This window comes from Promicromonospora sp. NFX87 (assembly GCF_048564965.1).
GTDB lineage: Bacteria > Actinomycetota > Actinomycetes > Actinomycetales > Cellulomonadaceae > Promicromonospora.
The window spans coordinates 1,851,293-1,869,654 of sequence record NZ_CP183413.1 but is presented as its reverse complement, the minus strand read 5'-3'; the positions used below and the strand labels follow the sequence as shown (position 1 = coordinate 1,869,654).

Genomic DNA, 18,362 nt, shown 5'->3' with positions numbered 1-18,362 from the left:
CGCGCAAGGGAGCAGTGATGGAACGGACAGGAAGACGCAGGATCCTCGGGGCGGCAGCCCCGCGCAGGTCGGTACGCGGCGCACTCGCCGCGGCAGCCGGCACCGCACTCGTCATGGGGCTGGCCACGGTCCCCGCCCAGGCCCAGCGGACCACGACGGCCGACGCCGCCCCGGTGGCCGTCGCGCCCGTGGCACTCGCCGAGGACGCGGCAGACATCAACGTGCTCGTGTTCCACGGCGCGCCGGACAAGCAGGCCGACCCCGTGGCGGCCGCGACCAGGACGATCAAGGAGCTGGGCGCGGAGCACGGGTTCAGCGTGCGCACCGCGAGCGACCCGAGGGCCTTCACCGCGCAGAACCTCGCGGCGTTCCGCGGCGTCGTCTTCCTGTCCGCCGAGGGCGTCGAGCTCAGCACCGCGCAGGAGGACGCGCTCAAGGCCTACGTGCAGGACGGCGGCGGCTTCCTCGGCATCCGCGACGCCGCACGCGCGCAGGACCGCTCGCAGTGGTTCACGGGCCTGATCGGCACCCGCCCGGCGGGCAACCTGCCGGACCCGCTGGCCGTCGCGAGCGTCAGCGCGAACGCGGAGAACCCGCCGAACGAGGACGCCGAGAACCTGATCGACGGCGACTCGAACACCAAGTGGCTCGCCTTCGAGCCGACGGCGACCATCGACCTCGAGATGGAGGAGGCCGTCGTCGCCACGCGGTACGCGCTGACGTCGGCGAACGACTTCGCGGGCCGCGACCCAAAGAACTGGACGCTGCAGGGTTCCACCGACGGCGAGACGTGGACCGACCTCGACACCCAGGCGGACCAGGAGTTCCCCGACCGGTTCACCCCGATGGACTACCGGTTCGAGAACGAGACGGCCTACCAGCACTACCGGCTCGACATCACGGCGAACGCGGGTGACGACCTGACCCAGCTCGCCGAGATCCAGCTCTTCGACGGCACGGGCGAGGAGGAGCCCGCCCCCGAGGTCCCGGTGCAGGAGGCGACGGTCAACGTCGTCGACCGGGCGCACCCGGCCAACGACGGGCTGCCGCTGAACTGGACCCGCTCGGACCGCTGGCTGAACTGGTCGCCGAACCCGATCGGCGAGGTGCACACGATCGCGCAGGTGCAGGAGTGGGACTACGAGCCGGGCGAGAGCGCGAACGGCCCGTTCCACCCGATCTCGTGGTGCCGTGACTACGACGGCGGCCGGTCGTTCTACACCGGCATGGGCGGCACCGCCGAGACCTACGCGGAGGACGAGTTCCGCGACCACCTGCTGGGCGGCCTGCTCTGGTCGACGGGCATGGTGCGCGGCGACTGCCAGGCGACCATCGCGGCGAACTACGAGGCCGAGCGCCTGACGGTGAAGAACGCGGCGGGCAAGCTCGACCAGATCGGCGAGCCCCACGGCCTGACCGTGGCGCCCGACGGCGGCGTCTTCTACATCGGCAAGGCCGCCTGCCCGTCCGGTCCGGTGGTCTCGTGGGACGACCCGAAGGTGGGGCTCGGCTGCGGCACGGTCCACCGCTGGGACCCGGACTCGGGGACCACGAAGCTCCTGACCACCCTCGACGTCATGGGTAACCGCGGCAGCGGCAGCGAGCTGGTCAAGAACGAGGAGGGCCTGCTGGGGCTGACCCTCGACCCGAACTTCGACGACAACCAGTGGATCTACCTCTACTGGATGCCGCACGAGTCGATCGACCGCGAGCGCCGCGTCGGCAAGCGGACGGTCTCGCGCTTCACGTACGACGCCGAGGCGAACACGATCGACCAGTCCACGCGCAAGGACCTGCTGGAGTGGGAGACGCAGATCCACAGCTGCTGCCACGCGGGTGGCGGCATGGACTTCGACAACGACGGCAACCTGTACATCGGTTCCGGCGACGCCAACTCCTCGGGCGGTTCCGGTGGCTACTCGGGCAACAACTGGACCCAGGAGTACGCGGGCATCTCGTTCCAGGACGCCCGGCGCACGGCCGGTAACACGAACGACCTGAACGGCAAGATCCTGCGGATCCATCCGGAGCCGGACGGCACGATCACGATTCCCGAGGGGAACCTGTTCCCCGAGGCCGACGACCCGGGCGACAAGACGCGCCCGGAGATCTACGTGATGGGCGTGCGCAACATCTCGCGCCTGGCCTACGACAAGGAGAACGACTGGCTGACGGCGGCGTGGGTGGGGCCGGACGCTGGTCTGCCGGACCCGGAGCTCGGGCCGGCGAAGTACGAGACCGCCACGATCATCACCTCGGCGGGCAACCAGGGCTGGCCCTACTGCATGGGTAACGGGCAGCCCTACCGGGACCGCAGCAACGAGGACGCGACGGTCCTGACCGGCTGGTACGACTGCGACAACCCGAAGAACACCTCGCCGCGCAACACGGGCCTGGTGGACCTGCCGCCGGTGCGCGACAACATGATCTGGTACTCGCCGAGCGGCGGCGGACCGGTCTTCCCCGAGGGCGAGAACGGCATCCCGTCGTACGTGGACGCCGAGGCGACCTACACCCAGCCGTACCTGCGGGGTGGCGGTCAGGCGATCATGAACGGCCCGACCTACCACCGGTCCGAGGTGGACACCTCCAGCGGCGTCGCCTGGCCCGCGTACTGGGACAACAAGTGGTTCATCGGTGACCAGTCCAACTCGAACAACCGGATCGCCGTCACGGTGAACCCGGACACGGTGGACGAGGCAGCTCCCCCGGTCTTCGCCGAGGACCTGCGCCAGATCGTCCAGGGCGGCAACGGCAACGACGACGTCGACCAGTGGATGGACGCCAAGTTCGGTCCGGACGGGGCGCTGTACCTGCTCGACTACGGCGGCGGCTTCTTCTCGCTGACCGACCGGCAGAAGCTCACCCGGATCTCCTACAAGGGCGGCGCGCCGACACCGACGCCGGCCGGCTCCGGGGCCAGCGTGCAGAGCAGCCCGCTCACCGTCGCCTTCACGGGCGGCGAATCGGGCGGCGTCTCCTACGCCTGGGACTTCGGGGACGGGAGCACCTCGACCGAGGCGAACCCGCGGCACACCTACAAGAGGGTCGGCAGCTACGACGCGACCCTCACCGTGACCTACGCCGACGGCGACAAGACAACTCTCGACGTCCCCGTCGAGACGACGTGCACCATCCCGGACGACCGCAAGAACGTCTGGATCGGTACCACCAAGACCAGCGTGGCGAGCGTCGACCTGGGCGGCTGCACCATCAACGACCTGATCAACGACGAGCGTGACTGGGACACCAACGGCCGGTTCGTGAACCACGTGACCGCCGTGACCAACCAGCTCGTGGCGGACAAGGTCATCACGAAGGCCGCGCAGACGAAGCTGGTCCAGGCCGCGAAGGCGTCGGACATCGGGACCGACGCCCACTCCGGGTACCGGTGGCTCTTCGACGGTACGGCGGAGACGCTCGCCGACTGGCGGCAGGCACCGGGCGGGAACTTCGACCTCCGCGACGACGGGTCCATCCGGGCCCAGGGCGGGCTCGGGATGCTCTGGCACCCGGGCGAGGAGCTCGAGGACTTCTCCCTGAAGCTGGAGTTCAAGGACGTCGCGCCGGGCACCGGCTACGCGAACAGCGGTGTCTTCACCCGGTTCCCCGACCCGCGCGTGCCGCGGGACGAGCGTCCCGAGTGCGGTCAGCTGACCGACGCCGAGGCCTGGGTGGCGATCTACTGCGGCCACGAGATCCAGCTGTACGACGGGCCGACGGGCGAACCCCAGAAGACGGGGTCGGTGTACAACTTCGACTCGAACGGCCTGCCCCAGGCGGGGGTCACCCCGAAGGGCGAGTGGAACGAGTACGAGATCCAGGTGGTCGGCCAGCAGTACACGATCATCCGAAACGGCGCGGTCATCAACGAGTTCGAGAACTCGCCGGGCAAGGAGTCCTCGCGCGCCGGCGACCCGCCGACCGACCTGCGGCAGTTCCTCAGCGGCTTCATCGGCCTGCAGAACCACAGCGACGCCGACGCCATGGAGTTCCGCAACATCCGGGTGCGCGACCTGTGACCGCGTCAGCCAAGAAGAGAGGCGTCCCCATGTTCAGACACAGATTGTCTCGACAGAGAGTGGTCCGGCTCCTCGCCGGGGCCGCGGCCAGCGCCCTCGTGGTGCTGCCGCTGGCCCCGGCGGCCACCGCCGCGGAGTACCGCGGCGAGCTCTCGTCCGCGCGGTCCGCCACCCCGGCGGCCGCGGAGGCGACCGACCAGGCAGCGGACCAGGTACTGACCTGGACCGCTGACGCCAGCGTCTCGCGGTACGCCTCGGCGCCCGCCACGGCGACCGCCGGGGCGGCGACCATCGTGTTCGAGAACAGCGCGGCGACCGGCAACAACATCGGCATGTCGCACACGCTGACGTTCGACACCAGCACCCCGGGGTACAACCACGACATCACGCTGGACATCCTGGCCAACCCGTTCGACGAGAACGGCGGCCGCTACGAGGCCGAGGTGGTCCTCACCCCGGGCAAGTACCGGTACTTCTGTGCCATCCCCGGGCACAGCACGATGGTGGGCGAGCTCGTGGTCACGGAGGACCCGGGCGAGGACACCACGGCACCGGTGGTGACCGCCGACGTCGCGGGCCAGCAGGACGCCGACGGCGCCTACATCGGCTCGGCCACCGTGAGCCTCACGGCCGAGGACGCCGGCTCCGGCGTCGCCTCCGTCGAGTACTCGCTCGACGGCGGCACGTACGTGCCCTACGGCGAGCCCGTCGTGCTCGACGAGCCGGGCATGTACATGCTCGAGTACCGCGCCACCGACAACGCGGGCAACGTCTCGGAACCCGAGATGGCGCACGTGACGGTGGTGCCCTCCGACGGGGAGGACACGACGGCACCCACCGTCACCCCCGAGGTGACGGGCGAGCTCGACGACAACGGCGCCTACGTCGGCACCGCCACCGTGAACCTGAGGGCGGTGGACGCCGGCTCGGGCGTGGCGAGCGTCGAGTACGCGCTCGACGGTGGCGAGTACGCGCCCTACACCGACCCCGTGGTCGTCGACACGGTCGGTGAGCACACCGTGGCCTACCGGGCCACGGACAACGCCGGCAACGTCTCCGCACCCGGTTCCGCGACGTTCACCGTCGTGGAACCCTCGCAGGAGGACACCACCCCGCCGTCCGTCACCGCGGAGGTCACGGGCGAGCAGGACGCCGACGGCACGTACGTCGGCTCCGCGACGGTGAGCCTCCTGGCCGAGGACGCCGGAACGGGCGTCAAGAGCGTGGAGTACAACCTGGACGGCGCCGGCTACAAGGCCTACACGGCTCCCGTGGTGGTCGATGTGACGGGCCCGCACACGCTGACCTACCGGGCCACCGACAACTCCGGGAACGTCTCGCAGCCCGGCAAGGTCGACCTGGTGGTCGTCGGCGGCGCGGACCCGCCGGACACGACGCAGCCGATCGCGTCGGCACAGGTCGACGGGGAGCAGGACGACGAGGGGTTCTACATCGACTCGGCGACCATCACCATCAATGCCCGCGACGGTGAGTCCGGGGTGGCGTTCATCGAGTACGCGCTCGACGACTTCATCTTCCGGGAGTACACGGGGCCGATCGTGGTCACGGCGGGCGGAGCGCACGAGCTCGGGTACCGGGCGACCGACAACGCCGGGAACGTAACGCGGACGGGGACGCTCAGGTTCTCGATCGCCCGTGAGGGGATCGACGCGTGCCCGGTCTCCGACGAGCGCCCCACGGTGATCATGGGGGACGTCGACAGCAAGGTCGCCAACGTCGACACGGGTAACGGGTGCACGATCGCCGACCTGATCGACGCCGACGGGCAGTGGGTGAGCCACTGGGCGTTCGTGCGCCACGTCACCCAGGTCGCCGACCAGCTCCGGGCGGACGGCGTCATCACCGAGACGAAGCGCGTCAAGCTGATCAACGTAGCCAAGCGCAGCGACGTCGGTCGGTAGCCGAACGGCCTGCCGAAGTAGAGCGCCTGTCCGGGTCTCCCTGGCGAAACCAGGGAGACCCGGACAGGCGCTCTACTTCGGCAGGCCTTTGGGTCAGGCGACCAGCGAGCGGAGGACGTACTGCAGGATGCCGCCGTTGCGGTAGTAGTCCGCCTCGCCCGGGGTGTCGATACGGACGACGGCGTCGAACTCGACCTTGGTGCCGTCGGCCTTGGTCGCGGTGACCTTGACCGTCTCGGGCGTGACGCCCTCGTTGAGCGCCGTAACGCCGGTGACGTCGAAGACCTCGGTGCCGTCCAGGCCCAGCGAGTCGGCGTTCTGGCCGGCCGGGAACTGCAGCGGCAGCACGCCCATGCCGATGAGGTTCGAGCGGTGGATCCGCTCGAAGCTCTCCGTGATGACGGCCTTGACGCCCAGGAGCGCGGTGCCCTTGGCGGCCCAGTCACGCGACGAGCCGGAGCCGTACTCCTTGCCGCCGAGCACCACGAGCGGGGTGCCGGCCGCCGCGTAGTCCTGCGCGGCGTCGTAGATCGTGTCCTGCGCGTTCTTGACGAAGTTGAAGGTGAAGCCACCCTCGACGTCGTTCAGCAGCTGGTTGCGCAGCCGGATGTTCGCGAACGTGCCGCGGATCATGACCTCGTGGTTACCGCGGCGCGAGCCGTAGGAGTTGAAGTCGCGACGGCCCACACCGTGGTCGGCGAGGTACTTGCCCGCCGGGCTGTCCGGCTTGATGGAGCCGGCCGGGCTGATGTGGTCGGTGGTGACCGAGTCGCCGAGCTTGGCGAGCACGCGGGCGCCCGAGAAGTCGGTGACGGGCTCCGGCGTCATGCCCATGCCGTCGAAGTACGGGGGCTTGCGCACGTACGTCGACTCCGGGTCCCAGGCGAACGTGTCGCCCTCGGGGGTCTCCAGGGCGGCCCAGCGCTCGTCGCCCTTGAACACGTCGGCGTAGTCGGACTCGAACATCTTGCGGTCGATGGACGACGCGATGGTCGCCTCGACCTCGTCCGGCGTGGGCCACAGGTCCCGCAGGAACACCGGGTTGCCGGCCTCGTCGCGACCCAGCGGGTCGTGCTCGAAGTCGAACTCCATGGTGCCGGCCAGGGCGTACGCGATGACCAGCGGCGGGGACGCCAGGTAGTTCATCTTGACGTCCGGGTTGATCCGGCCCTCGAAGTTACGGTTGCCCGAGAGCACCGAGACGACCGACAGGTCGTGCTCGTTGACGGCCTCGGAGACCTTCTCGTCGAGCGGGCCCGAGTTGCCGATGCACGTGGCGCAGCCGTAGCCGACCAGGTGGAAGCCCAGCTTCTCGAGGTACGGCCACAGGCCGGCCTTCTCGTAGTAGTTCGTCACGACCTGCGAGCCCGGCGCCATGGACGTCTTGACCCACGGCTTGGACACGAGGCCCTTCTCGACGGCGTTCTTGGCGAGCAGCGCCGCGGCGATCATGACCGACGGGTTCGAGGTGTTGGTGCACGACGTGATCGACGCGATCGCGACGGCGCCGTGGAACAGCTCGAACTCCTTGCCCTCGCTGTTCGTGACGTGCACGTGCTTGCGGCCGTTCGCGGCGGGCGCCGGCGAGTCGGACGCGGGGAACGACTCGCGGCCGGCCTCGTCCACGTCCGCGAAGTCGGGGGCGTAGTTGGGCAGGTCGTGCAGGAACGCCGACTTGGCGTTCGTCAGCTCGATGCGGTCCTGCGGGCGCTTCGGCCCGGCGATCGACGGCACGACCGTCGACAGGTCGAGCTCGAGGTACTCGGAGAACACCGGCTCCGGGGAGTCGGCGTCGAGCCAGAGGCCCTGCTCCTTGGCGTACGCCTCGACGAGCGCGAGCTGCTCCTCGGAGCGGCCGGTCAGGCGCAGGTAGTCGACGGTGACGGAGTCGATCGGGAAGATCGCGGCCGTCGAGCCGAACTCCGGCGACATGTTGCCGATGGTGGCGCGGTTCGCGAGCGGCACCTGGGCCACGCCCTCGCCGTAGAACTCGACGAACTTGCCGACGACGCCGTGCTGGCGCAGCATCTGCGTGATCGTGAGCACGACGTCGGTGGCCGTCACGGCCGCCGGGATCGAGCCGCTGAGCTTGAAGCCGACCACGCGCGGGATCAGCATCGACACGGGCTGGCCCAGCATCGCGGCCTCGGCCTCGATGCCACCGACGCCCCAGCCGAGCACGCCCAGGCCGTTGACCATCGTGGTGTGCGAGTCGGTGCCGACGCAGGTGTCGGGGTACGCGCGCAGCGCGCCGTCGACCTCACGGGTCATGACCGTGCGCGCCAGGTACTCGATGTTGACCTGGTGCACGATGCCGGTGCCCGGCGGGACGACCTTGAAGTCGTCGAACGCCGTCTGGCCCCAGCGCAGGAACTGGTAGCGCTCGTGGTTGCGCTGGTACTCGAACTCGACGTTGCGCGCGAATGCGTCCGCGCGGCCGGCGACGTCGATCTGCACGGAGTGGTCGATGACCATCTCGGCGGGGGCCAGCGGGTTGATCCTGGTGGCGTCGCCGCCGAGCGAGGCGACCGCCTCGCGCATGGTGGCGAGGTCGACGACGCAGGGCACGCCGGTGAAGTCCTGCATGATCACGCGCGCCGGCGTGAACTGGATCTCGGTGTCGGGCTGTGCGTCCGGGTCCCAGGACGCGAGGGCGCGCACGTGGTCGGCGGTGATGTTCGCGCCGTCCTCGGTGCGCAGGAGGTTCTCGGCGAGGATCTTCAGGGAGTACGGGAGGCGCTCGACCCCCTCGACCGCGTTGAGCCGGAAGATCTCGTAGGACTTGCCGGAGACCTCCAGCGTTCCCTTCGATCCGAACGTGTCCACGGTGCTCACTGTGGCTCCTTCTGCGGGGCTGACGGTGCGTCGGCTCTCACAGGCGCGGTCATCGCGCGAAGGAGCCTTCGCATGGGTTCCAGGGGGCTTCACCCAGCCTAGGCCGGGCTGCTCAGGCCAGCATAACGCACTTATCTTGACGTCAAGATATCTGCCGGCCGGGCACCCGTCTGCGGCTGGTCGGCCTGCAGCGTCGCCAGCACCCGCTCCGCGATCCGCGCGTTGCCCGTGTCGGTCGTGTGGACCCCGTCGGCGTGCACCAGGCCGCCCTGGACGATGTTGGGGTCCAGCAGCGAGACGTACGCCGCCCCGCGGGCGGCCGCCGCGGCGCGCACCGCGCTGTCCAGGGCACGCGCCTCCAGGCCGACCGCCCGCGGGGTGGAGGGCCCGACGGCCACGATCTCGGCGTCCGGGAACCGCAGCGCGGCCAGGGCGTACGTGTCGGCCACCGCGTCGAAGACCCGCGCGGGGTCCCTCCGCAGCGTCTTGAAGTCGTTCTGCCCACCGGCGATCACCACGATGTCCACGCTGCCCGGGGCTACCGACCGGAGCTGGGTGGGGTAGTTGTCGCGCTTCGCGTTGCCCTTGACGAACCCGGTGCCGCCGACGGCCACGTTGAGCTCCTGCCAGCCCAACTCCTCGGACACGCGGGTGCTCCACCGCAGCTCGGGCGACGTCGTGCCCTGCCCGACGGTGTAGGAGTCGCCGACGAAGAGGACCACCGGCTCCTGCTCGACCACCGGGGACGGCGACGGCGAGGGCGACTGGGCCCAGACCGAGGGCGCGCTCCTCGGTGCGGGCGCGAGCGCCCCGCCCGCCCCGCCGAGGGCGATGCCGCCGGCCCCCAGGACCATACCCACCAGGACGGCGACCGCGAACGCCGCCACCACCGACACGGCGATGCCGCCGCCCACCAACCACCGCTTCACGATGCGCATCCTATGCGCTCCGACCTGGGAGTTTTCGCCATAGATCCGTCAGTCCTGACGGTCCAGCACCGCTACCGCCTCGACGTGGTGCGTGTGCGGGAACAGGTCGAACCCGCGCACTCCGGAGAGCGTGTAACCGTGCGCGGCGAGATAGCCGACGTCACGCGCGAGCGCCGCCGGGTCGCACGCCACGTACACGATGCGGCGCGGGGCGCGGGCGGCGATCGCGTCGACGACCGCCCGTCCGGCGCCCGAACGCGGCGGGTCCAGCACCACGACGTCGGCCGTCGGCACGCTGCTGTCCTCCCCCCGCCCTCCCTCCATTACCCGCTCGACGGCGCCCACCTCGAGCGACACCTGCTCGTACGCGTGCGCGTTGCGGCGGGCGTCCTTCGACGCCTGCTCGTCGCCCTCGACGGCCACCACCCGGCCGTTCGGCCCGACGGCCTCCGCGAGCGGCAGCGTGAACAGCCCGGCGCCGGAGTAGAGGTCGAGGACGGTGGCCCCGACGAGCTCGCCGGCCGTCGCGCCGGACGCGTCCAGCACGGCCCGCGTCAGCAGGGACGGCGCCTCGCGGTGCACCTGCCAGAACCCGCCGGCCGCCACGCGGAAGCGGTGCGTGCCCCACGGCCCGGCCACGAACTCGCTCACGGAGCGGCGGGCGTTGGGCCGGGTGTCGGGCTTGCCGCGGCGCCACGGTTCGCCGTCGACCAGCAGCACGGGCTCGCCCTCGGACGGCGCCACCAGCTTGAGCTGCGCGCCCGGCGTCCAGATCCGCGTGAAGACGTCCTCCGCCACGGCGAAGTCCATGAGCTCCGGGGTGGCGAGCGGCATCTTCTTCAGCGCGATCACCCGGTGCCCGCGGTGGGCACGCTGGCCGGCGTGCCCGTCGGCGTCGGCCACGAGCTCGATGCGAGTGCGGTAGTGCAGGCCGCGCCGCTCGTCGTCGCCGGGCGCGGCCTCGACGGTGACCTCGCTCGCCAGCCACTCGGGATCGATACGGGCCAGGCGCTGCAGCTGCTCGACGAGCACCGTCTTCTTCCAGTGCCGCTGCGCCGGCATCGCGACGTGCGACAGCTCGCCGCCGCCCGCGCCGTCAGGCCCGGCCGCGGGCCAGGCGGGCTCCACCCGGTCGGGCGAAGCCTCCAGCACCTCGACGGCGTCGGCGCGCCAGAAGCTCGGGCCGCCCTCGGTGACCCGGGCGCGGACGCGTTCGCCGGGCAGGGTGTGCCGCACGAAGACGACGCGGCCGTCCAGGCGGGCCACGCAGTGGCCGCCGTGCGCGACGGGGCCGACCTCCAGCTCGACCTCGGTCCCCACCTCGGGGGCGGGGACGTCGCTCACGCGGCGGCCGCGGTCCGGCCGCGGGGAGCGCTGCGGACGACGGCGCGGGCGACCGCCCGAATCGGGGTTGGCAGGCGCGGAACGACGGTCGGGGTTGCGGGGCATGCCCCCAGTATCCCCTGGTTACATCCGCCTGCCGTTCAGGAAGGTGTCGTCCTCAAGGCCGGTGTGGCCGCGGGACGAGGCGAGCTGCCACGGCACCGACGCCACGACGACGCCCGGCGTGAACAGCAGGCTGCCCTTGAGCCGCAGCGCCGACTGGTTGTGCAGCAGCTGCTCCCACCAGTGGCCCACGACGTACTCGGGGATGTAGACGATCACGAGGTCGCGCGGCGACTCGCGACGCACGGACCGCACGTACTTCAGCACGGGCCTGGTGATCTCGCGGTACGGCGAGTCGAGGATCCGCAGCGGGACCGGCAGGTCGAGGGCCTCCCACTCGGCGACGAGACCGTCGATGTCCTCCCGGTCGACGCCGACGGTGACCGCCTCGATCACGTTGGGGCGCGCGGCGCGCGCGTACGCCAGGGCCCGCATCGTCGGCTTGTGCACCTTGGAGACCAGCACCACGGCGTGCACCCGGCTGGGCAGCGCGCGGGCGGCGGAGACGTCGTCGAGCGCGAGCTCGTCGCGCACGCGGTCGTAGTGCTTGCGGATCCCCCGCATGAGGACGAACAGGATGCCCATCGCCAGCAGCGTGATCCAGGCGCCGTGGGTGAACTTGGTGATCAGCACGATGACCAGCACGGTCCCGGTGAGCCCGAAACCCACGCCGTTGACCAGCCGCGAGCGCTTCATCCGGCTGCGCACCACGGGGTTCGGCTGGGTGCGCAGCTCCCGCGTCCAGTGCCGCAGCATGCCCAGCTGGGACAGCGTGAACGACACGAACACGCCCACGATGTAGAGCTGGATGAGGCGCGTGGACTCGGCGTCGAAGACGACGATCAGGACGATCGCGGCGACCGCGAGCGCGACGATGCCGTTCGAGAACGCGAGGCGGTCGCCGCGGGTGTGCAGCTGGCGCGGCAGGTAGCCGTCGCGCGCGAGGATCGAGCCGAGCACCGGGAACCCGTTGAAGGCGGTGTTCGCCGCGAGCACCAGGATCAGGCCCGTGACCGCGGAGACCGCGTAGAAGGCCGGCGAGAAGCCGGAGAACACCGCCTCGGCGAGCTGCCCGATCACGGGGATCTGCACGTAGGACGACGAGACGGCCTCGCCGTTCAGCTCGAGCTGCTCGTGCGGGTCCTCGGCGAACTTGACCCCGGTGGCCTGGGCGAGCAGCAGGATCGAGATGATCATCGTCGAGGAGATGCTGCCGAGCAGCAGGAGCGTGGTCGCGGCGTTGCGCGACTTCGGCTTGCGGAACGACGGCACGCCGTTGCTGATGGCCTCGACGCCGGTCAGGGCGGCGCAGCCCGACGCGAACGCGCGGGCCAGGAGGAACGCGCCGGCGACGCCGACGAGGCCCTGGTCGAACGCGGCCTCGCCGGTGAGCTCGAACTCGGCGCTCTGGGCCTTCGGCAGGTCCCCGGCGAAGAACCGGAACGCGCCGGTGACGATCAGGGCCCCGATGATCGCCATGTAGCAGTAGACGGGGATCGCGAACGCGGTGCCCGACTCCTTGACGCCGCGCAGGTTGATCAGGGTGAGCAGCACGACGGCGACCACCGCGGCGGCCGCCTCGTGCCCGCGCAGGCCGGGGATGGCGGCGGACGCGTACTGGGCCGCCGACGAGATGGACACCGCGACGGTGAGCACGTAGTCGACGAGCAGCGCCGACGCCACGCCGACGCCCGCCTTCGGGCCGAGGTTGACGGTCGCGACCTCGTAGTCGCCGCCGCCGGACGGGTACGCGTGGACGTTCTGCCGGTAGGACGCGACGACGATGAGCAGCACGACGACGACCACGAGACCCACCCATGGCGAGAACGCGACTGCGGCGATACCGGCCAGGGAGAGGGTCAGGAGGATCTCGTCGGGCGCGTACGCGACCGAGGAGAGGGCGTCCGAGGCGAAGACCGGGAGGGCGATCCGCTTGGGCAGCAGCGTGTGCCCGAGGCTCTCGCTGCGCATGGGGCGGCCGACCAGTAGTCGTTTGGCCGCATCGACGATGTCCGACACGTTGGAAGACTCTATGCCTGCCGGTAGCCGGTGGCGCACCAAAGCCCGGACGGCGCGGTAGCGTTCCGTACGTGCACTTCGTGATCATGGGCTGCGGCCGTGTGGGTTCGAGCCTCGCCCAGGAGATCGAGGGCCGCGGGCACTCCGTGGCCGTCATCGATCAGAACCCCGACGCGTTCCGGCGTCTTCCCGCGGACTTCTCGGGCAAGAAGGTGACCGGCGTGGGCTTCGACCGGGACATGCTGGTCCAGGCCGGGATCGAGGACGCGTACGGGTTCGCCGCGGTGTCCGACGGCGACAACTCGAACATCCTGTCCGCCCGGGTGGTGCGCGAGACCTACGGCGTCGACAACGTCGTGGCCCGCATCTACGACCCGCACCGCGCGGAGATCTACCAGCGCCTGGGCATCCCGACCGTCGCCACCGTGCGCTGGACCGCGGACCAGGTGCTGCGGCGGATGCTGCCCATGGGCGCCACCTACGAGTACCTCGACCCGTCGGGTACGGTCCGCCTCGCGCAGATCGACTACCACCGGCGCTGGGTCGGCCGGCCGGTCCTCCACATCGAGGCCGCCACGGGCGCGCGCGTCGCGTTCGTCACCCGGTACACCTCGGCGGTGCTGCCCACCCCCGACATCGTGCTCCAGGAGAACGACGTGCTGCACATGCTCATGACGGCGGACAGCTCCGCCGACGTCGAGCGGATCCTCACCGCCGCGCCGCCCGCCGAGGAGGACTGATGCGCGTAGTCATCGCAGGGGCCGGGTCCGTGGGCCGGTCGATCGCCCGTGAGCTGCTGAGCCACGACCACGAGGTGACCCTCATCGACAAGAACGCCTCGGCCATGCGGGTCTCGCAGGTGCCGGAGGCGGAGTGGGTTCTCGCGGACGCGTGCGAGCTCCCGGCGCTGGAGGCCTCCGAGCTGGAGCAGGCCGACGTCGTCGTGGGCGCCACCGGCGACGACAAGGTCAACCTCGTCTTCTCGCTGCTGGGCAAGACGGAGTTCGGGGTGCCGCGCACCGTCGCGCGCGTGAACAACCCGAAGAACGAGTGGATGTTCGACCAGTCGTGGGGCGTGGACGTCGCGGTCTCGACGCCGCGCATCATGACGGCGATGGTCGAGGAGGCGGTCGCCGTGGGCGACCTGGTGCGGATCTTCAGCTTCCGCCAGTCGCGCGCCGACCTGCTCGAGCTGACGCTGCCCGCCGACTCCCGTGTCGCGGGGACCCGGCTGGGCCGCGTGGTGTGGCCGGCCGACGTCACGCTCGCGACCATCGTGCGCGACGGCCGTCCGCTCGTGCCGAGCCAGGACGACACCCTGGAGGCCGGCGACGAGCTGCTGCTGGTCGCCGGCGCGGAGGCCGACACGGACGCCCTCCAGGAGCTGCTGGTCCCGAAGGGCGAAGCCGTCCCGGAGGGTTAGGCCTGGGCCGGGGCCTGCGTCTTCGGCGTGCGCACGACGTACCAGGTCAGGTACAGCACCAGTGCCCACAGCGGCACGCCGAGCAGCAGGTGGAAGGTGCCGAGCCACGCGATGTCGCCCGCGAAGTACAGCGGCGTCTTGACGGCCAGGCGCAGGGCGAACAGGCCGACCCACAGCCAGGTGGCGATGGCGTAGGTGCGCATCTTGGCCGGGTCCTCGCGCCAGGCCGTCATGGCGGCGAACGGTGAGGTACCGGCCTCCGCGTCGGCCTTGACCCGCTCCGGCGTCAGCCCCGCGCGCAGCGCCTCCACCACGTAGCCGACGGCGGGGCGGCGGATCAGGATGCTGGCGAGCAGCACGACGAGGTACGCGGCGTTGACCAGCAGGCCCCCGGCGTAGTAGTTCTCCGCCTCGCCGGACGTCCAGGCCCACACCACGCCGATCGCGATGCCGAGCAGGCCGCCCAGCGCCTGCGTGACGGGGGTGCGCTGCACCAGCCGCGCCACCACGAGCACGAGGGCGGCGACGACCGACGCGACGAGCGGGATCACCAGGTTGGGGGTGAAGATCACGAACGCGACCACGAACACCAGGCCGGGCAGCACCGCCTCCACCAGGCCGCGCACACCGCCGATCGCCTGGGCGGCCGAGAACTCCTCGCCGGTGAGGGCGCGCATGCCGCGCGCGGGTGCCTGGTCGGGCTGCTCGTGCTGCTGCTCGGACTGCTGTGGCACGTCGGGACGTGCGGGTTCGCTCATGGGGCTCATTCTGCCGTGCTCGCCTGGGTGCTCATCCACCCGGCCACGCGGCGTCTCATTCGCCGGGCCGGGGCCGCAGCTCGTAGCGGGGGTTGAACATGGTGCGCCGCCCGTCGACGTCGCACACCATGCCCTCGACGCGGATGCGCCGGCCCGGCTCGATGCCGTCGATGGTCCGCCGGCCGAGCCAGACGAGGTCCAGCGCGCCGGAACCGTCGAACAGCTCGGCCTCCACGGTGGGCACGCCCTCCCGCGGGCGCAGGACCACCGAGCGCAGGACGCCGGCCACCTTGCCGCGGGACCGGACCGGCACGGACGCGACCGCCGCGCAGCCCACGTTCCGGGAGGCGTCCGCACGCTCCTCGATGTCACGGACCTGCTCGTTGGAGGCCAGCGACTCCGCGATACGGGACGCCAGGCTCGAGCGCAGCGACATCAGCGGTTCACCTCGTCAACCGATCTCATCCGATCTGCGTGATCTCGGGGCCACGGCGCAGCGGGTCGAAGTCAGACATCTGCGGTACCGCGCCCTCCGGACCGGCAGCGGGTGCTGCCTGCTCCGCACCATCCTTGCGCGCCGACTTCGGCAGCGCCAGGGGCAGCAGGTCACGAGGCGGTCGCGGGCTCTGGTCGCGCACCACGACGATGTTCGCGAACACCGACTCGAGCGCCTTGGCCGCCTCGGCGTCCAGGGCCGCCCGGCCGGCGAGCACGCCGCGGATGAACCAGCGCGGACCGTCCACCCCGATGAACCGCGCGGGGCGCTGCCCGGCCTGACCCTCCGGGCCCTTCACGGGCATCCGGACCAGCAGCTCGCGGCCGAACACGCCGGGCACGTCGTCGACGATCCCGCCCTGCCCGCTCACGGACTGCGCGATCTCGTGCCGGATCTCGTCCCAGATGCCCTCGGTGCGCGGCGCGGCGAAGGCCTGGATCTGGAGGTTCGACCCCTCCAGCGCGGCCGTCACCCCCGTCACCTTCTGCGTCTTCTTGTCGATCTCCATGCGGAGCTCGAGACCCGGCATCACCGGCAGCCAGATGGCGCCGAGGTCGACGCGGGGACCCATCTCCCCCACCTGCGACCGGTCGAAGGGTCCGTGCGGCCGCTTCTGCTGCTCGGCCTCCACCGACGCCCACTCGACCGGTGCGGGCTCATTCGCCGTGCCTCGTCGGCTGAACAGACCCACAGCCACGCTCCTTCGTAGTTCGTCGTCCTGCGTGCGCGGTCGATTGCGGCGCACGGCAGCGTTATCCGCTCGTTACTTACAGACTAGACCCGTCCGGGGCGGTACCGGTACGGAAGTCGGGACGGCTCGGGAGCCGGCGTTCAGCGCCCCGCGAAACCGCCGCTGGAGCCGAAGCCACCCTCGCCCCGGTGCGAGCCCGGAAGCGTCTCGGCGGGCAGGAACCGCGCCCGCTCGACCTTCTGGATGACGAGCTGCGCCACGCGGTCGCCACGCACCAGCTTCACCGGCTCGGTGACGTCGGTGTTGAGCAGCGTCACCTTGATCTCGCCGCGGTAGCCCGCGTCGACGGTGCCGGGGGCGTTGACGATGGTGACGCCGTGCTTCGTGGCCAGCCCCGACCGGGGGTGCACGAACGCCGCGTAACCGTCCGGCAGGGCTATCGAGACGCCGGTGGGCACCAGCACCCGGCCCTGCGGCGGGATCTCGACGTCGATGGTGGTCACCAGGTCCGCGCCGGCGTCGCCGGGGTGCGCGTAGGCGGGGACGGGGACGTCGTCGAGCAGGCGGATGAGCACGTCTACGGTGCTGCCGTCGTCACTTGGCACAGGGGTGGGCACGCCGGAAGAGTACGCCACCTCGGCGCGCACCGCCGCAAGAGCGGCAGGTTGGCGCTCCGGCAGTTCTCCCGCGCTTCTCCCGCGGTGCTTCGGCAGTGCTCGGGGCTGGGATGATGTCCTCATGACGGCGACCACCCTCACCTTCCACGAGCGTCTTCTGCCCGGTCCCGGTGGCTGGCTCGGCACGGTCGGTCTGGGCGCCATCGCGGCGATCGCGCTGTGGCCGGTGCACGCGACGGCGGCGATCGTCGTCGGGCTGCTGGTCTGCCTGGGATCGGCGGCCGCCCTGGCGGCCACGGCGCCCGTCGTGGAGGTGTCCGACGGCGTCCTGCGGGCGGGCAGCGCCCGGATCCCGGTCGCCCTGCTCGGCCCCGCCCAGGCCCTGGACGTCGCCGCGATGCGGCACGAGCTGGGCCCCGGCCTCGACGGACGCGCGTACGTCTGCCTGCGCGCGTGGGCCCGGACCGGGGTGCGGGTCGCGCTCGACGACCCGGCGGACCCCACCCCCTACTGGCTCATCTCCACCCGCCGGCCGCAGCTGCTGGTCGAGGCTCTGGGAGCCTGACCCCGGACACGACGAAGGCTGCCACGCACTTGCATGACAGCCCGGTCGTGTCGTCAGTGCCGAACGCCTGGTGGAATCAGGCGGCGCACTCCGTGCAGATCATCTGGCCGGCCTTCTCGTAGGCCAGCTGACTGCGGTGGTGCACGAGGAAGCAGCTGGAGCACGTGAACTCGTCCGCCTGTCGCGGCAGCACGCGGACGGCGAGCTCCTCGCCGGACAGGTCGGCACCCGGGAGCTCGAAGCCCTCGGCCGCCTCGGTCTCGTCCTCGTCCACAACGCCCGAGGACTTGTCGGAGCGACGAGCCTGCAGCTCCTGGATCGAATCCTGCTCGACATCCTCATCGGTCTTACGTGGGGCGTCGTAGTCAGTTGCCATGTGGTGTTCTCCGTCGGTAGTGGTCGCGCCGGAAGGGTTTCGGGTCATCCGGGGGTTCGACGCCGCCCCGGCCGGGTCACCGCAAGCGCCGTCGAACGGCGTCCGTTGCGGGTGTACGCGCTGATAATGCACACGGCCCCGGTTTTGTTCCCGAGTCGGCCCACGGATTGTGCACCATTTCTGTCAGGCGCGCTACATCTGTCGGTGTAACCCAGGTCACGTATGCTCTGACCTGCGTTGATATACCGATATTTGCCTTTGGA

General features: G+C 70.9%; 14 protein-coding genes. 5 read left to right on the top strand and 9 right to left on the bottom strand.

Annotated elements, in window-relative coordinates; genetic code table 11:
• Nucleotides 1–17: 17 nt before the first annotated feature.
• A complete protein-coding gene (locus tag ACNYC2_RS08350; protein WP_419706577.1) occupies nt 18–4,022 on the top strand; it encodes a ThuA domain-containing protein in 4,005 nt (1,334 codons plus the stop codon).
• Nucleotides 4,023–4,051: 29 nt separating this feature from the next.
• Complete coding sequence (locus tag ACNYC2_RS08345) at nt 4,052–5,944, top strand: OmpL47-type beta-barrel domain-containing protein (RefSeq protein WP_419706576.1); 1,893 nt, start codon at nt 4,052–4,054, stop codon at nt 5,942–5,944.
• Between the two features lie 93 nt (nt 5,945–6,037).
• Here the strand turns inward: ACNYC2_RS08345 and acnA are convergent, their stop codons facing one another.
• The 4 genes from acnA to ACNYC2_RS08325 form a co-directional block, all read right to left on the bottom strand.
• Nucleotides 6,038–8,779, bottom strand: a complete 2,742-nt coding sequence (gene acnA, locus ACNYC2_RS08340) for an aconitate hydratase AcnA (RefSeq protein WP_419706575.1) — start codon at nt 8,777–8,779, stop codon at nt 6,038–6,040.
• A gap of 131 nt (nt 8,780–8,910) precedes the next feature.
• Nucleotides 8,911–9,708, bottom strand: coding sequence for an SGNH/GDSL hydrolase family protein (locus tag ACNYC2_RS08335; RefSeq protein WP_419706574.1), 798 nt, complete (start codon nt 9,706–9,708; stop codon nt 8,911–8,913).
• 48 nt (nt 9,709–9,756) lie between these two features.
• The gene (locus tag ACNYC2_RS08330) at nt 9,757–11,157 is read right to left on the bottom strand and encodes a class I SAM-dependent RNA methyltransferase (protein WP_419706573.1); all 1,401 of its coding nucleotides are present in this window, start codon (nt 11,155–11,157) and stop codon (nt 9,757–9,759) included.
• 18 nt (nt 11,158–11,175) lie between these two features.
• Entirely contained in the window at nt 11,176–13,173 is a 1,998-nt protein-coding gene (locus tag ACNYC2_RS08325; protein WP_419706572.1) for an APC family permease, read from the bottom strand.
• 86 nt (nt 13,174–13,259) lie between these two features.
• Between ACNYC2_RS08325 and ACNYC2_RS08320 the strand changes: the two genes are divergently transcribed.
• Nucleotides 13,260–13,913 (top strand): potassium channel family protein, encoded by a 654-nt coding sequence (locus ACNYC2_RS08320; RefSeq protein WP_419707793.1) that lies wholly within the window; start codon nt 13,260–13,262, stop codon nt 13,911–13,913.
• Entirely contained in the window at nt 13,913–14,596 is a 684-nt protein-coding gene (locus ACNYC2_RS08315) for a potassium channel family protein (RefSeq protein ID WP_419706571.1), read from the top strand. The genes ACNYC2_RS08320 and ACNYC2_RS08315 overlap by 1 nt, the downstream gene beginning before the upstream one ends.
• On the opposite strand, the gene ACNYC2_RS08310 is transcribed toward ACNYC2_RS08315, so the two are convergent.
• The 4 genes from ACNYC2_RS08310 to dut all read right to left on the bottom strand — a co-directional run bounded on the left by ACNYC2_RS08310 (nt 14,593) and on the right by dut (nt 17,158).
• Nucleotides 14,593–15,354, bottom strand: coding sequence for a DUF3159 domain-containing protein (locus tag ACNYC2_RS08310; RefSeq protein WP_419706570.1), 762 nt, complete (start codon nt 15,352–15,354; stop codon nt 14,593–14,595). The two genes, ACNYC2_RS08315 and ACNYC2_RS08310, sit on opposite strands and share 4 nt — an antisense overlap.
• A 55-nt stretch (nt 15,355–15,409) precedes the next feature.
• Complete coding sequence (locus ACNYC2_RS08305) at nt 15,410–15,790, bottom strand: OB-fold nucleic acid binding domain-containing protein (protein ID WP_377225539.1); 381 nt, start codon at nt 15,788–15,790, stop codon at nt 15,410–15,412.
• Nucleotides 15,791–15,815: 25 nt separating this feature from the next.
• Nucleotides 15,816–16,541 carry a DUF3710 domain-containing protein gene (locus tag ACNYC2_RS08300; protein WP_419706569.1) on the bottom strand — a complete coding sequence of 242 codons (726 nt, stop codon included), beginning with the start codon at nt 16,539–16,541 and terminating at the stop codon, nt 15,816–15,818.
• A 140-nt stretch (nt 16,542–16,681) separates the two neighbouring features.
• Nucleotides 16,682–17,158: a dUTP diphosphatase gene (gene dut, locus ACNYC2_RS08295; RefSeq protein WP_419706568.1), complete on the bottom strand. Its 477-nt coding sequence runs from the start codon at nt 17,156–17,158 to the stop codon at nt 16,682–16,684.
• 121 nt (nt 17,159–17,279) lie between these two features.
• Between dut and ACNYC2_RS08290 the strand changes: the two genes are divergently transcribed.
• Nucleotides 17,280–17,723 (top strand): DUF3093 domain-containing protein, encoded by a 444-nt coding sequence (locus tag ACNYC2_RS08290; RefSeq protein ID WP_419706567.1) that lies wholly within the window; start codon nt 17,280–17,282, stop codon nt 17,721–17,723.
• A gap of 76 nt (nt 17,724–17,799) precedes the next feature.
• Here the strand turns inward: ACNYC2_RS08290 and ACNYC2_RS08285 are convergent, their stop codons facing one another.
• Nucleotides 17,800–18,099: a DUF4193 domain-containing protein gene (locus ACNYC2_RS08285; RefSeq protein WP_116675819.1), complete on the bottom strand. Its 300-nt coding sequence runs from the start codon at nt 18,097–18,099 to the stop codon at nt 17,800–17,802.
• Nucleotides 18,100–18,362: the final 263 nt, after the last annotated feature.